The sequence below is a fragment of the Acetomicrobium hydrogeniformans ATCC BAA-1850 genome (genome assembly GCF_000160455.2).
GTDB classification, from domain to species: domain Bacteria; phylum Synergistota; class Synergistia; order Synergistales; family Acetomicrobiaceae; genus Acetomicrobium; species Acetomicrobium thermoterrenum.
Window position 1 is genome coordinate 1,361,498 of sequence record NZ_ACJX03000001.1, and the last position, 15,093, is coordinate 1,376,590.

13 protein-coding genes and 1 other annotated feature (1 of these 14 running past the window's edge) are annotated in these 15,093 nt (G+C 48.9%); all 13 genes read left to right on the plus strand.

The genetic code is table 11. From position 1 onward, the window contains the following. The first annotated feature begins 29 nt into the window (after positions 1–29). The 13 genes from HMPREF1705_RS06710 (at position 30) to rd (ending at position 14,808) form a co-directional block, all read left to right on the plus strand. Positions 30–1,319: a glycine/sarcosine/betaine reductase component B subunit gene (locus HMPREF1705_RS06710; RefSeq protein ID WP_009201564.1), complete on the plus strand. Its 1,290-nt coding sequence runs from the start codon at positions 30–32 to the stop codon at positions 1,317–1,319. Positions 1,320–1,345: 26 nt separating this feature from the next. After that, positions 1,346–1,828, plus strand: coding sequence for a glycine/sarcosine/betaine reductase complex selenoprotein A (gene grdA / locus HMPREF1705_RS06720; RefSeq protein ID WP_083489964.1), 483 nt, complete (start codon positions 1,346–1,348; stop codon positions 1,826–1,828). 7 nt (positions 1,829–1,835) lie between these two features. Continuing rightward, positions 1,836–3,167: a glycine reductase complex selenoprotein B gene (gene grdB, locus HMPREF1705_RS06725; protein WP_083489965.1), complete on the plus strand. Its 1,332-nt coding sequence runs from the start codon at positions 1,836–1,838 to the stop codon at positions 3,165–3,167. A 96-nt stretch (positions 3,168–3,263) separates the two neighbouring features. Beyond that, positions 3,264–4,811, plus strand: a complete 1,548-nt coding sequence (gene grdC / locus HMPREF1705_RS06735) for a glycine/sarcosine/betaine reductase complex component C subunit beta (RefSeq protein WP_057940818.1) — start codon at positions 3,264–3,266, stop codon at positions 4,809–4,811. A gap of 20 nt (positions 4,812–4,831) precedes the next feature. Next, positions 4,832–5,989 carry a glycine/sarcosine/betaine reductase complex component C subunit alpha gene (gene grdD, locus HMPREF1705_RS06740; protein WP_009201558.1) on the plus strand — a complete coding sequence of 386 codons (1,158 nt, stop codon included), beginning with the start codon at positions 4,832–4,834 and terminating at the stop codon, positions 5,987–5,989. 348 nt (positions 5,990–6,337) lie between these two features. Then, positions 6,338–7,714 carry an alanine/glycine:cation symporter family protein gene (locus tag HMPREF1705_RS06745; RefSeq protein WP_009201557.1) on the plus strand — a complete coding sequence of 459 codons (1,377 nt, stop codon included), beginning with the start codon at positions 6,338–6,340 and terminating at the stop codon, positions 7,712–7,714. Between the two features lie 62 nt (positions 7,715–7,776). Further along, positions 7,777–8,892 carry an alanine racemase gene (alr, locus tag HMPREF1705_RS06750; RefSeq protein WP_040348183.1) on the plus strand — a complete coding sequence of 372 codons (1,116 nt, stop codon included), beginning with the start codon at positions 7,777–7,779 and terminating at the stop codon, positions 8,890–8,892. 68 nt (positions 8,893–8,960) lie between these two features. Further along, complete coding sequence (gene ald, locus HMPREF1705_RS06755; RefSeq protein ID WP_009201555.1) at positions 8,961–10,079, plus strand: alanine dehydrogenase; 1,119 nt, start codon at positions 8,961–8,963, stop codon at positions 10,077–10,079. A 182-nt stretch (positions 10,080–10,261) separates the two neighbouring features. Beyond that, entirely contained in the window at positions 10,262–12,208 is a 1,947-nt protein-coding gene (locus tag HMPREF1705_RS06760; protein ID WP_009201554.1) for a transketolase, read from the plus strand. A 27-nt stretch (positions 12,209–12,235) separates the two neighbouring features. After that, a complete protein-coding gene (locus HMPREF1705_RS06765) occupies positions 12,236–13,018 on the plus strand; it encodes a tRNA (adenine-N1)-methyltransferase (RefSeq protein WP_040348182.1) in 783 nt (260 codons plus the stop codon). A gap of 4 nt (positions 13,019–13,022) precedes the next feature. Further along, the gene (locus HMPREF1705_RS06770) at positions 13,023–13,574 is read left to right on the plus strand and encodes an epoxyqueuosine reductase QueH (RefSeq protein WP_111089586.1); all 552 of its coding nucleotides are present in this window, start codon (positions 13,023–13,025) and stop codon (positions 13,572–13,574) included. Continuing rightward, positions 13,571–14,548 (plus strand): AIR synthase-related protein, encoded by a 978-nt coding sequence (locus HMPREF1705_RS06775; protein ID WP_009201551.1) that lies wholly within the window; start codon positions 13,571–13,573, stop codon positions 14,546–14,548. The genes HMPREF1705_RS06770 and HMPREF1705_RS06775 overlap by 4 nt, the downstream gene beginning before the upstream one ends. A 98-nt stretch (positions 14,549–14,646) precedes the next feature. Beyond that, a complete protein-coding gene (gene rd / locus HMPREF1705_RS06780; RefSeq protein ID WP_091459727.1) occupies positions 14,647–14,808 on the plus strand; it encodes a rubredoxin in 162 nt (53 codons plus the stop codon). A gap of 103 nt (positions 14,809–14,911) precedes the next feature. Then, positions 14,912–15,093 (plus strand) — a binding site (T-box leader); it runs 47 nt beyond the window's last position.

Genomic DNA, 15,093 nt, shown 5'->3' on the forward strand with positions numbered 1-15,093 from the left:
TAGGCGCAGAAAGAAGGGGGTGTCTGTTGGTGAGGTTGGAATTGCATAAAGTTAAGATCGAGGATGTGCAATGGGGCGATGCCACCAAGGTCGAAAATAACGTCCTTTACATCAACCGCGAAGAAGTTACAGATATGCTGCTAGAGGATGATCGCTTTGAGTCCGTAGAGGTGGATTTAGCTCGTCCCGGAGAAAGGGTTCGCATTATCCCGGTCAAAGACGTGATAGAGCCCAGGTGCAAGATCGAGGGCGAAGGCGACGTCTTTCCAGGTTTCATCGGCGATGTCGAGGGTAACGTAGGGAGGGGCAAGACATTAGTGTTGTCAGGTTCCGCAGTTGTGACCTGCGGCAAGATAGTCGGTTTCCAGGAAGGGATTATAGATATGTCGGGTCCCGGTGCCGATTACACGCCCTTCTCCAAGACCAATAACGTGGTCTTGGTCCTGACGCCCAAGGAAGGTATTGAAAGGCACGATTATGAGGCGGCATGTCGCGTGGCCGGGCTCAAGGTCGCGCACTTTTTGGCGGTGAATGCGAAGGGAACGTCGCCCGACGAAGTATCGCTTTACGAATTAGGGGAGATGACGAAAAGGCCCAAGGAGCTCGAGAGTTTGCCTAAGGTAGCATATCTTTACATGTTGCAGTCCCAGGGTCTTCTTCACGATACCTACGTATATGGAGTCGACGCGAAGAGGATACTTCCAACGCTAATTCATCCTAATGAGGTCTTCGATGGGGCTATCGTGTCGGGCAACTGCGTATCCGCCTGCGATAAGAATAGCACCTATGTACATCAAAATAATCCTGTAATAGAAGCCCTCTACAAGAGGCATGGCAGAGACATTGATTTCGTAGGTTGCATAATTACCAACGAGAACGTGACGCTCGAAGATAAGAAGAGAAGCTCTTCCTATGCAGTCAAGCTTGCCAAGATGCTTGGAGTTGACGGGTTGATAATTACGGAAGAAGGTTTCGGAAATCCCGATACTGACTTGATCATGAACTGCAGAAAGGCGGAGCGTGCGGGTATAAAGACGGTGCTCATTACCGACGAATATGCCGGAAGGGACGGAGTCAGCCAATCCCTCGCCGATGCGGCCCCTGAAGCGAACGCCGTCGTAAGCGCCGGAAACGCAAACCCGACGGTCCAATTGCCCCCTATGGAAAAACTGATAGGCTTTTCTGAATCAGCCAATGTCATAGCGGGAGGTTTTTCCGGAAGCTTAAAGGAAGATGGTTCCATCGAAGTTGAGTTGCAGGCAATAACGGGTGCCACCAACGAGCTTGGTTTCACCTGTTTGTCTGCCGAAACCAGATAAATAATAAAAACAGGAGGTGTTAACCCATGGCAAAGGGGAAATTGGTCGGTAAAAAGCTGATACTCCTTGGCGAACGGGATGGAATTCCCGGTCCCGTGATGGAGGCCTGTTTAAAGGACAGCGGAGCCGATATAGTGTTTTCCGTGACCGAATGCTTCGTCTGAACGGCCGCGGGAGCCATGGACCTGCAGAATCAACAGCGCGTCAAGGACGCAGCCGAGAAATTCGGTGCTGAAAACGTCGTAGTAATACTGGGCAGCTCCGATGCAGAGGGCGCAGAAATTTACGCCGAAACCGTTACAAACGGAGATCCGACTTACGCAGGTCCATTGGCAGGAGTCCCGTTGGGACTCGCAGTTTATCACATGTTTGAACCGGAGATAAAAGAGGAAGTGGATCCCGCTGTTTGGGAAGAGCAAATGGGAATGATGGAGATGGTTTTGGATCCTGAGGCCCTATCTCAAGCGGTAGCTAAAATGCGAGAGCAATGCAGCAAGTATACTCTCTAGGGTTGCGATGAGAGATGGGGAGGGATTATTTGTGGCTTATAGGGTAGTGCACTATATAAATCAATTTTTCGCCGGCATAGGTGGCGAGGAAAGGGCGGATTATCCGCCGGAGCTTCGTGATGGCGTGGTAGGCCCTGGGCAGGCCTTGCAGGCAGCCTTTGAAAAAGAGGCTACTATAGTGGCGACGGTAATTTGCGGTGACGGCTATTTCGCCGAACAAATGGATGAGGCTATAAACAAAATTATCGAGATGCTCAAGGAATACAAACCCGATGCCCTCGTTGCGGGGCCGGCTTTTAACGCGGGACGATACGGCATGGCCTGTGGCGCCATATGCGATGCCGTCGGTAAAAGGCTTGGCATACCCGTCGTTACTGCCATGTATCGGGAAAATCCCGCTGTCGAGATTTACAAAAAAGGCATTTACATAATCGAAGCGGCGGATAGCGCCAGAGGAATGCGCGATGCCATACCTAAAATGGCCCGCCTCGTTTTGAAGCAATTGAAGGGAGAAACTATTGGGAGCCCTAAAGAAGAGGGCTACATAGAGCGTGGCGTCAGGGTAAACGTATTCAGAGATCGAATTGGAGCCGAGAGGGCAGTCGATATGCTCGTGAAAAAGCTTCGCGGCGAGGAGTTTGTCTCAGAATATCCCATGCCATCCTTCGATCGTGTGCCGCCCGCTCCTGCTATAAAAGACATAAAGAAAGCCAAAATTGCCCTTGTTACTTCAGGAGGCATAGTTCCCAAGGACAACCCCGACAGGATAGAAGCTTCAAGCGCCACTAAGTTCGGGGAATATAGCATAGCGGGCTTGCAGGACCTCACATCGGAAACGCACGAGACAGCTCACGGAGGTTATGATCCTACCTATGCAAACGATGACCCCGATAGGGTGTTGCCCGTGGATGTGGCAAGAGAACTGGAAAGGGAGGGCTCCTTTGGCTCGCTTCACGATAAATATTACGCGACCGTGGGCAACGGAACTCCCGTAGCCTATGCCAAGAGCTTTGGAGAGGAGATTGCCAAGAGGTTGAAAAGCGATAACGTAGATGGCGTCATCCTCACGTCCACCTGAGGAACCTGTACTCGTTGCGGTGCAACGATGGTAAAGGAATTGGAGAGAGCGGGTTTACCCACCGTGCATATATGTACTATAGTTCCCATATCACAGACCGTCGGAGCGAACAGAATAGTTCCGGCCGTTGCAATTCCTCACCCCCTTGGCGATCCGACAAAGTCGCCGGAAGAAGAAAGGGCAATAAGACGCCGCCTTTTAAACAAAGCATTAAAGGCCTTACAGGTAGATATCAAGGAACAGACCCTTTTTGACGATTAACTTCTCTCCGATCAAGGGGCCAAAAGAAAGGTCCCATTGGCCCCTTGATCAATTAAATTGGCGGTAATTTCGGACATAAGGAGCGTGCATGATTACATGCGAAAGGTTGCTATAAAAGAATATGCCTATTGCTTGAACCACACCCCCGAACTTGCCTATCACTATGGCAATACCCCCTTTTGGGAAAGGAAGGCCAAAGGAGAATCGGAGTTTCTGCTTTCCCTGTCAAAATCGATGCGCCCCTTTGAAGAGGCAGTAAGTTACGCCCCAAACCAAGCCTACATCGGAGGGATTGATCCGGAGGACCTGGAGGCTCAGCCTGTTCCGTGGTACCAAAATCCGATGAGGGGAGCCTCTCGTTGGGGCCAATTTGGAGAGATAATGCCCGAAGATGAATTTTTGGCCCTTATGGATATTTCCGACGTCTTCGACATCATCTGGCTTGAGGAAACCTTTTCGGGAAAGGTCAAGGAAAAGCTCCAAAGCCATCCCTTGATAAATCCCGACATTTTACAGCGTCTGGAAAAGGGTCATCCCATTGATGCAATAGAGAGGGAAATAAGAGAAAATGAGGCGTTACCATTATATTACGACGGCATAACAGTTGGTTGTTGTAGAAAATCCCATGAATTTGACGAATGTCTGTCCTCCTATGTATTGCTCGAGAACATAGCCTGCAAAGCCGGCGGAGTATTGGCTTTGCTCCATCTACTGAAACGTGCGGGCATGAAACCTGAAGAAGTCGATTTCATCATAGAATGTTCCGAAGAAGCTGCAGGAGACATGAACCAAAGGGGAGGAGGTAATTTCGCTAAATCAGTAGGTGAAATTGCCGGCTGTATAAATGCAAGCGGGTGTGACGTAAGGGGCTTTTGCGCCGGGCCTGCCTACGCTCTTATCAACGCAGCGGGACAGGTGGCATCCGGTATCAGGAAAAACGTAGTGGTGTTAGCCGGAGGAGCCGTTCCGAAGCTTTACATGAACGCACGGGATCACGTGAAAAAAAATATCCCGGCATTGGAGGATGTCTTGGGTAGTTTTGCAGTATTGCTCACTCCCGAAGACGGGGTCTCTCCCGTAATAAGGCTCGATGCAATCGGGAAACATTCCGTTGGGGCCGGGGCCTCTCCCCAAGCCATAACCGAGGCTCTTGTTTACGAGCCGTTAAAGCGGATCGGGCTTGGCATTGCCGATGTGGATAAATATGCGGCAGAGCTGCAAAACCCCGAGATTACGCTGCCGGCAGGAGCGGGAAATGTCCCCGAGGCCAATTTCAAGATGATCGCAGCCCTTGCCGTAATGAAGAAGGAGCTCGAAAGAGCCGATATGGCTGATTTTATAAAGGAACGCGGAATGCCTGGCTTCGCACCAACGCAAGGACATATACCCTCCGGCGTGCCTTTTATAGGGCATGCCTGCGAGAAGATAAAGAAGGGAACGATGAAGAGGTCGATGATAATAGGAAAGGGAAGCCTCTTTTTGGCACGTTTGACGAACCTATCTGATGGAGCTTCCTTTATCATAGAATCGCCTTCGCCTCTTGCCGGTGAGGAAAAGACCGTAAGCAAAGAAGCGATAAAGGAGATCATTTTGGAAGTGCTTGCCGATCTCGCCGGTTCGCTTAAAGGTTCTGCCAAAGAGTAAGGCTTAAGAGGTGAAATGTTGTGAGTGATGTCAATTTGAAAAAGTTAATCGGCGAAGCGTTGATTGAAATTGTAGATGCGGCCAAAGGCGGAGGTAAGTTTGTGCCTATCGGCCTGATGAGCAGCGGAAGCGAGCTTGGTTCCGAAGAGATGGCTTTGGGGGGCAGGCTTGCCCAGCAACAATACCCTTTTATAAAAGTGGTTATGATAGGCCCTCGTGTCGAAGGTTTCGACGATTTAGAATGGATTGAGACCGACGATTGCGAGGCAGACATCCAAAATGCAATGGAAAAAGCTTTAAAAGAGGGTCGTATAAAAGGTGCCGTTGCCCTCCATTATCCCTTTCCTTTGGGCGTCGCTACCGTTGGAATGATACACGCGCCTGCCAAGGGGAAGCCCCTCATAATATCCACTTCTACGGGGACTTCTTCCGCTAATAGAGTCGAAGCCATGGTGTTGAATGCAATTTATGGTGTAGCAGTTGCCAAAGCCAGAGGAATCAAGAAGCCGGAAGTTGGCATTTTAAACGTGGATGGGGCGCAAATGGTTTACAGATCTCTCAGAAAATTGGCGGAGGGCGGTTACGATATTACCTTTGGAAGCAGCGTAAGGAGTGACGGAGGCCCTATTTTAAGAGGGAACGATTTGATAGCCGGTTCCGTGGATGTATGCGTTACCGATACATTGACGGGGAATGTCCTGGTCAAGATATTTAGCGCCTACAACACGGGCGGGAATTACGAAGCTTTAGGTTGGGGGTATGGGCCGTCCGTAGGAGAGGGGTGGGGCTATGTCGTCTCCATCATTTCCAGGGCTTCCGGGGCCCACGTTATCGCAAATGCCATCTACTTTACGGCTGAAGTGTCCTTAGCCGGCCTGCCGTCGCTTGTGAGGGGCGAACTTGAGAGGGCCAGAAATGCAGGCCTTGAAAGCATTCTCGCCCAACTGGAAAGCAAGGGGGAGGGTGGGAAATCACGGGTGGAGCCGCCCAAACCGGAGCCGACAGACGAAGAAATCCACGGTATAGATGTTTTGACGATAGAAGATGCGGTAAAAACTCTTTGGGCGTCAGGAATATATGCCGAATCGGCCATGGGATGTACTGGCCCAGTCGTAAAAGTTCCTTCACGCTTTCTCGACAAGGCTAAGGAAGTTTTGGCCGAGGGCGGCTACCTGTAATCGCTATAGAAACAGAGTTGTCGTGTTAGGCTAAAACAAAAAAGCGTTCTTCGGTTTACGAAGAACGCTTTTTTGTTTTCTCTAACTTAAAGGAGTAGTATAATATTAGTAATTACAAAAAATTTCGTAATGTTTCATCGTAATATCCCATATCGCAACGTCAACATATAACGCCTACAGTATGACAAAATTACACGCTTCTTTATTAGTTAAATGAAAGGTTAATTGGTATTACAAAAGTGGTAAAATATTATTTAATTCGATAGGAGGTGATGCCTATCGAAAAATGTATGATTGTGCTTTCGTTATTGTCTTTTAATCATATTTTTGAGGAGGGACAGTGAGAGCATGGATCTTTTGTTGAAAATTAACGGTATGGTAAACGGGATAGTATGGGGACCATGGATGTGTGCCTTTTTATTAGGCACAGGTGTTTATTTGACTATTATATTGGGCGTACCCCAGATACGTTACTTCACTTTTTCTTTTAAGAATGTATTTACAAAGAGCGCACTCAAGGGCTATGGCAAAGAAGGCACCATATCTCCCTTTGCGGCTTTAGCTACGGCATTGGCGGGGACTCTGGGATCTGGGAACATCGCAGGAGCTGCTACAGCCATCCATTTAGGAGGACCAGGTGCGGCCTTTTGGATGTGGATAAGTGCACTATTTGGAATGACAACTAAAATGGTCGAGGTTATACTATCAACCCATTTTAGAGAAAAAGACGAAGCAGGTAACTGGCGGGGAGGAACAATGTACGTGTTAAGAGCGGCCACGGGACAAAAGTGGCTGGCCTGGCTTTTTGCCCTATTTGCGGCACTGGCAGCCTTTGGAATTGGTAACATGACACAGGCCAACTCTACTGCTGAGGCAGTAAATTTAGGTTTTGGCGTCCCACATATATATACTGGAATAGCGTTGGCTTTTCTAACGGCCCTGGTTATCTTAGGTGGCCTAAAAAGCATAGCTAACGCTACCGTCATCATAATTCCTTTCATGTCCGTGCTATATTTTGTTGGTGGTTTAGTCTTGTTTTTAATGAACATGGATAAATTGCCGGCTGCTTTTGGTGCAATATTTTATTATGCCTTCCATGATCCTATGGCAATGCCAGGTGCCATTGCTGGATGGTCCGTGAGACAGGCATTGATAAAAGGTACCGCCCGAGGCATCTTTTCAAACGAAGCTGGTTTGGGATCGGCCCCGATGGTTCATTGCACGGCCATAACGGATCATCCCGTGCGTCAAGGCACCATGGGCATTTTTGAGGTGTTTTTGGATACCTTTATAGCATGTACTGTCACAGTTATAAGCATTATTGCCACAGGTACCCTTACTGGTTATCCGGAACTTACGGGTGCTCAATTGACCTTAACCGCTTTTAGTACCGTTTGGGGTCGCGCGGGCGCAATGTTTTTGGCAGTTTCCCTCGCCTGTTTTGCCTATTCGACGGTGCTTGCATGGTACTGGTACGGAGAAACAGGAGCGACTTATATATTGGGAGTGAAGGTGATTCCCTTCTATAAGGCACTTTGGATCATCTGTATCGTTCTTGGTGCTTGGGGTGGAAGTGAGTTTTTACGGAACATTTGGGACTTTGCCGATACTTTAAACGGCCTGATGGCTATACCCAACCTTATAGCTTTATGGTGGGTATCGGGAGAGGTTCGCCGTCTGGTCAAGGATTTTGATGCTAAAAGGGCTAGGGGAGAATTGTTGTAAGTCTTTGGCGTAAAGGAGGAGGGGTGTGCCCCTCCTCCTTGAATTATGGGAGGTGTTTCCCGTTGAATTTAAGGCCAACAAGGTACGAAGTGTACCTCGAAAATTTGCGCCATAACTTCGATAAGATAAAAAGTTTTGTCGGCCCCCGCGTCCAGGTAATGTCAGTAGTTAAGGCCAATGGATACGGAATGGGCATAGTCCCTATTGCCAAAGCCCTGGAAGAAGCGGGGTGTCAGAGATTTGCCGTTGCTACGCCTGACGAAGCGGTGGCTTTGAGAGAAGCCGGAATAAAAGAGCCCCTTTTGGTTCTCGGACCTTCGCCCATTGAAGCGGCGGGCTACTACGTCGACCACGATGTTGCGGCGGCACTGACCGATATGGAATTTGCATGTGCCGCAAGTCGGGTTGCAGAGGAAAAAGGTAAAGTGGCCCAACTTCACGTCAAGATAGACACTGGCATGGGTAGAATTGGTTTTTTGCCTGAAGAACTGCCCCATATTTTGCCAAAGTTAAAGGGGCTGTCCTGTATTGATATAGAGGGCATTTTTACCCACTTTGCCACTGCCGATGAACCCAACCTGGAATATAGTCGTTGGCAGTTTCGGAGATTTATGAAAGCACTGGATATACTTGCCGATTTCGGTATAAAAGTTAGGTTACGCCATGTATGCAATAGCGCCGGCATCTTAAATCTTCCGGAATATCACCTTGATGCAGTTAGGCCGGGGTTGATCCTCTATGGCATGTGGCCATCGGATAGCTGCAGAAAGCCCTTTGACCTGAAAAAAGTTTTTCAAATAAAGACAGAAGTAGCTGCCCTTAGAACGCTGCCTCTCGGAAGCGGGGTTGGTTACGGACTGCGATACATGACCAGAGGCGAAGAAAAGATAGCCGTTTTGCCCGTAGGGTATCATGACGGCTACCCTCGCGTCCTTTCCATGAGGGCATCCGTTTTGATCAAGGGAATACGCGCTCCCATCGTAGGAAATATATGCATGGACCAAATGATGGTAAACGTTACCCATATTCCCGATGTTAAGGTGAAAGACGAAGCGGTTCTTATAGGGGCTCAGGGAGATGAAGAGGTAACGACCGAAGAGATAGCCAAAATAATTGGTACGATAAATTATGAGGTCCCAAATCTCTTTACGCCAAGAGTACCACGTGTATATTTGTGAGAAAATATAGTATAATGAATATTAAAGTGCTAGTTTTAATTATCTCAATTTAAGGGAGGCATGTATAGATGAGGATAGGTTGCCCAAAGGAGGTAAAGGACAACGAATTTAGGGTAGGGCTCATTCCTGCGGCAGTCAAAGCATATGTAGATGCCGGACATGAGGTATTAGTCGAAAGGGGTGCCGGCATTGGATCCAGCATAACAGACGAGGAGTACAAAGCTGCAGGAGCCAAGATACTCGATTCGGCCAAAGAGGTTTGGGCTGCCTCTGATATGATCGTAAAAGTCAAAGAGCCGCTTCCTCAGGAATACGATCTTATGCGGGAGAATCAGCTGATCTATACATATTTTCATTTTGCAGCTGATGAAGAGCTTACCAAAGCCTGTCTCAAAAAGAAGATAGTCGCTGTTGCTTATGAAACGGTTCAGGAAGCCGACGGATCGCTGCCCCTGTTGAAGCCAATGAGCACGATTGCCGGTCGCATGGCCTGTCTCATGGGCGCATATTATCTTGGCAAGCCTCACGGGGGAATGGGGCTGCTTCCTACGGGGGTTCCTGGCGTTGCTCCTGCAAACATATTAGTGATCGGCGGTGGCAGCGTGGGCAGCAATGCAGCCAGAGTGGGAGCGGGACTTGGAGCAAAGGTAACCATACTTGACGTAAATCCGAACGTTCTCGAACATTTGACGCAGATTATGCCTCCTAATGTTTTTCCCGTATTCAGCGACAGCCACACCTTGGAAGCCGGCTTAAAAGAGGCGGATGTAGTCGTGGGTGCCGTTTTGATACCCGGCGCCAAGGCGCCAAAACTGGTTCGCAGGGAGCACCTTAAAATCATGAAACCCGGCTCCGTGATCGTTGATGTTGCCATCGACCAAGGGGGATGTACCGAAACGTCAAAGCCAACCACGCATTCGGACCCGGTTTATGTAGTCGATGGTGTCGTGCACTATTGTGTCGCAAACATGCCGGGCGCCTATGCCAGGACCGCGACATATGCCCTCAACAACAGCACGATACGATATGGTTTACAGCTTGCAAACAAAGGACCTGAGCGTACCTGCAGGGAAAACAGTGCTCTTCTCAAGGGATTGAACATGTATAAGGGTATCATAACCTACAAGCCTGTGGCAGAGGCCTTTGGCATGGAAGATCTGTACAAACCTACCGAAGAAGTCCTTTAAAAAATTCTTGTTAAAATCCGATCTATAAATAAAGCGGAAGCCAAAAGCTTCCGCTTTATTTTCTGTGCACGATTAGTCATCTTCGTCAAAAGCAACGATGCAGTTGCAATAACTTCGGGTAGCTGGTATAAGGTATGCGTTAAGTGAAACTTAATAATTTCTTGTTTGCCGGAGGTAACTAAATGAGGGACACACTTCTTGCATTAGCGCATTTTCCTAAAGATAAATTAGACAAAGTCGATACAGAGGCCTTTCTCATCGCTGCAAAAAAGTGTCGGGGTTGGGTCCTGACGATGACCACGGCGGCCAATAGCGGTCACCCGGGCGGCTCCATGTCGAGCATGGAGATGTATTTGGTGACCTATGCCGTTTCCAACCTCAGAAGAGAAAGGGTAGAGGAAACAGATAGAGATTACGTCGTGATCAGTCATGGCCATACGGCACCGGCAGCCTATTCTGCTCTTGCCTATCTGGGCTTTTTCGATCCTTTGGAACTTTTGGGCAATTTTCGCAGGACCGGCAGTCCCTTTCAAGGTCATGTGGAAAGATCTGTCCCCGGCATAGACTGGGGAAGCGGGAATTTAGGCCAGGGCCTTGCGGCAGGAGTCGGCTACGCTTTAGCTCAGAAAAAGAGAAGAGGGGAAGGACACGTCTTCGTACTGATGGGTGATGGCGAGCAAACGAAGGGGCAGGTATCCGAGGCTCGCAGGATAGCGGCAAAGGAGGGCTTAGACAACGTAACGGCCCTAGTAGATTTCAATCACATTCAAATTAGTGGTTTCGTTGAGGATGTTATGCCCGTTCAATACAAAAGGCTTTGGGAAATTGACGGTTGGCAGGTTTACGAGTGCGATGGGCACGATCCATCTGATATCTATAGCGCTTTGAAAGAAGCTTACGAGGACGATGGACCAAGCGTCGTCTTCTGTAATACGGTGATGGGTAAAGGCGTATCCTTTATGGAGGGTATTCCAGATTATCATGGCAAAGCACTTAACAAAGAACAATATCTTAGGGCCATGGAAGAGCTGGGGGAGGATCCATCGATTTTGGAAGAGGCCTTAAGGGCGCGAAGAGGCCCCTTGCCGGAAGGTCGAAGGGTTTCTGTGAGTGCTCCTCCCATACAAACAGGACATCCCTTTACTTATTCCCGGGAGACCAAGACGGATAACAGGAGCGCCTTTGGAAAGGCTTTGGCGAATATTGGCGAACTTAATTACAAAGAGGGCTCTTCTTCGACACCAATACTTGTCTTCGACTGCGACCTGGCCTCATCTGTGAAAGTGGACGAATTTGCAGATAAGTGTCCCGAATGGTTCGTAGAAACCGGCATTCAAGAACATGCCACTGCAACGGTTTCCGGAGCGGCCTCTTGCGGGGGTGTCATTGCCCTTTGGGCTGACTTCGGGGTCTTTGGTCTTACCGAAGTATATAATCAACAGCGCTTGAACGACATCAATAAAACTAATTTGAAGCTCTTTTTGACGCATGTGGGTTTGGATGTTGGTGAAGACGGGATGACTCATCAATGCATAGATTATTGCGGGTTGTTGCGCAACCTTTTCGGATGGAAGCTGACAGTTCCCATCGATCCGAATCAGACCGACAGGATAACGAGGTGGGCTCTTTCCGAAGCGGGGAACATATGCGTTGCCATGGGCAGGAGCAAAGTGCCCATCCTTACAAGGGAGGGGGAGGACACTCCCTTTTACGGAGAGAACTATGTTTTCAGATATGGCGCCATAGACCTGATAAGGGATGGTCGTCACGCATCCGTTTTTGCTATGGGGCATATGGTATATAGAGCGGTTCAGGCCAGAGAATTGCTCGAGAAGCATGGTCTTTCCCTGAGGGTTTATGGGGTTTCCTGCCCGTTGTCAATAGACGAAAAGGCTATTGAGGAAGCGGCCGAATTGGGACCCATATTCACATTCGAAGACCATCACGCAGGGACAGGATTAGGCCGGGAAATCGTCTCTAAGGTGCAGAGCTTAGGGCTGCACTGCAGGGTTAAGCCCTTGGGCGTTTGGCGATACGGCGATTCCGGACCATTTGACGAAGTCTTTGAAGCCATGGGCTTGTCCTCGAAAGCCTTGGCCGAATGTGTCCTCAAAGAGTTGGAAAAGTAATGCTGTCTTTTGGTAGGTGTGATGCCGATGATCGATAGCGGAAGTCTAGTTTTTCTTTCCTCTGCCGAAAAGAAGGACACATTTTTGATTTCCCTTGAAGAGGGGGGAAAGCTTGAAACGCGATTGGGCGTTATCTTACACGAGGACGTTATGCGAGCCGGTTTTGGGGGCAGGGTCAGATCGCACAACGGAAATCTCTTCTACATTACCAAACCCTCATTGGGGGAATATTTACGAAGGATAAAGCGCAGGACCCAGATAGTTTTTCCCAAGGAAGCGGGCTATATATTGCTTCAGCTGGATGTAAAACCTGGTGCAAGAGTCTTGGAGTGCGGGACAGGTTCGGGAGGGATGACCAGTGTCTTCGCACATTTCGTCGGGGACGAAGGTCGAGTCTACTCCTATGACGAGCGTGATGAATTTGTTGAGCTAGCACGCCGAAACTGTAAGAGATGGAAAGTTGACCACAGGGTAGAATTCAAGACAAGAAACATATCGGAAGGTTTTGATGAAGTCAATGTGGATGCCCTTTTCCTGGATTTACCCGATCCATGGAATTATCTTAACCAGGCAAGAAACGCTCTCGCCCTGGGTCGCAGGATGGGGGCTTTGCTTCCCACCTTCAACCAAATAGAGAGGTTTTTGAGGGCTTTGCAAGAAAAGGGTTTCATCGATGTCGAAGTAATCGAGATATTTCACAGGAACCTTAAGACTGATCCAAACAGGTTAAGGCCGGAAGATCGAATGATAGGACATACGGGGTATCTCATTTTTGCGACATCTGTGACTGATTTCGATGGCGGTGTCTAATGAAATGAGAATTTTACTGCAACTTTGCTGTGCCCCAGACGGCACCGTACCTCTGGACATATTGCTTTGCGAGGGCAATGAGGTTATTTGTTTCTTTTACGGACATAACATACACCCCCAAGAGGAGTACGAAAGACGTCTTTGCGCCGCAAGGCAATTGGCCGAATTTTTTCGTGTTACCCTAGTAGTTCCACCCTACGACCCGGATCGTTGGCTGTGGAGTACCAGAGGTCTGGCGAAAGAACCCGAAGGCGGCAGAAGGTGTCTGTTGTGTTACGGGTTACAGATCGAGGCTGCCGTATTTTTGGCTAAAGCCTTAAAGTGCGACGCCTGTGCCACGACCCTTACGATAAGCCCCCATAAGGATCCCGAGTCGATCAATGCAATTGGGAGGCGCATGTCTCTAAGGGTGGGCCTTCAATGGATAGATCGCATTTGGAGGAAGGGCGGAGGGTTCGTCGAATCCGTCGCAAAAAGTAAAGAAATGGGATTATACAGACAACGTTATTGCGGTTGCGTATATAGCATACAGCATCGGGAGGTGAGTGTGCGTTGACCAAAGGCTTTTCAATATCGGTAGGAAAGGTCCCTCCTCATTTACTGCAACCCCTTTTGAAAGGTTTGCGGGGATTACATAGAGATGAGGTGCTGGTAGGACCTCAAATTGGCGAGGACGCGGCGGTCGTAGGGTGGCCTGCCGGCGCTTTTTTGATGGCCACCTCCGATCCAATAGTCGGTGCCGTGAAGGGGGCTGGCAATCTGTTGGTGAACGTAAATGCCAACGATATAGCCTCCAAGGGCGGTGATCCGGCTTATATGTTGGTTGTCCTAATTTTGCCCGCTACCATGACTTTAGACGATGCAACTTCTCTTATGAAAGAAGTAAACGAAGAGGCAAAAAAAATTGGAGTAGCCGTTATAGGCGGACATACGGAGTTTTCCGATCGTTATGAACATCCCATTATGGTCGGCACCATGCTTGGTATGGGTTATAGGGTATTGAGAGCAAGCTCGATAAGGCCGGGAGATGTATTGCTTTTAACAAAACACGTTGGCTTGGAGGGAATGACGATCCTGGCAAACGACAGGGAAGATTTGCTTGCCGACCTCCTTTCTCCGTATGAGATTGAAGAAGTGAAGGGATGGGCTTCAATGCTGTCGGTCCTTCCTGAGGCGAGGTTGTTGAGGGATCTTGCGGCTTTTATGCACGATCCTACCGAGGGGGGAGTTATGGGCGGAATATCGGAAATAGTTTCGTTGACCTCTCTCAAGGTAAAGTTGAATACAGATACCTTCCCGTTGCATCCCATTACAAAAAAGGTATCCCTTGCCTTGGGTTTTGATCCCCTCTATTTGATTTCCTCGGGGGTGCTCTTGGCCGTCCTTTCGCCCGATAAAGTCGAAATAGCAGAGGAGCGCTTGAGGAAGGCCGGAATTCGTTGCTCTGTAGTGGGATCTTTTGAGTGCGAGGGCTTGGGTGCCCAGGATTTTATGGCGAAGGAAGAGCTCTGGCGAATGTTAAGTCTTTGAATAGACACAGAAAGATTTGCCGGAAAATTGTCCGATGGCTTTAGTGTCTCCGTTAGTTTATAATATTTACAAGCTTCATTTTTATATAAGGAGGGGAAATCATGAAATACGTTTGTACGGTTTGCGGTTATGTTTATGATCCAGCTCAGGGCGATCCGGATTCGGGAATTTCTCCGGGTACTGCTTTTGACGATTTGCCCGACGATTGGGTATGTCCCGTCTGTGGAGTAGGAAAGGATATGTTCGAACCGGCGGAATAAAACGATTACGATGCAGATGCTGTTTATTCTGTCAGTTTGAAAAATATTCGCTTGACATATCGGGAAAAAGGTATTATAAAGACCAACAATAACAATATCGAAGATTTTTGCGATGAAGGGGAAGAGTAGTCCGTTTCGACGAACTCCAGAGAGGAAGTTCAAGGGTGAAAGACTTCCGTTCGTGGGCGGGCGAAGACCACCCCCGAGCTGCCATCGAAGCCGATGCTCGTCGGATAAGGTGGCGGGGTCCGCCCCTTAAAGCGGAGAGAGATCCGAAAGGCGTCT

What these genes read in the sequence shown, in the direction of transcription:
- grdC (WP_057940818.1), top strand. Translation starts at nt 3,264, where the DNA reads ATGCGAAAGGTTGCTATAAAAGAATATGCCTATTGCTTGAACCACACC.
- HMPREF1705_RS06745 (WP_009201557.1), top strand. Translation starts at nt 6,338, where the DNA reads ATGGATCTTTTGTTGAAAATTAACGGTATGGTAAACGGGATAGTATGG.
- ald (WP_009201555.1), top strand. Translation starts at nt 8,961, where the DNA reads ATGAGGATAGGTTGCCCAAAGGAGGTAAAGGACAACGAATTTAGGGTA.
- HMPREF1705_RS06760 (WP_009201554.1), top strand. Translation starts at nt 10,262, where the DNA reads ATGAGGGACACACTTCTTGCATTAGCGCATTTTCCTAAAGATAAATTA.
- HMPREF1705_RS06765 (WP_040348182.1), top strand. Translation starts at nt 12,236, where the DNA reads ATGATCGATAGCGGAAGTCTAGTTTTTCTTTCCTCTGCCGAAAAGAAG.
- HMPREF1705_RS06770 (WP_111089586.1), top strand. Translation starts at nt 13,023, where the DNA reads ATGAGAATTTTACTGCAACTTTGCTGTGCCCCAGACGGCACCGTACCT.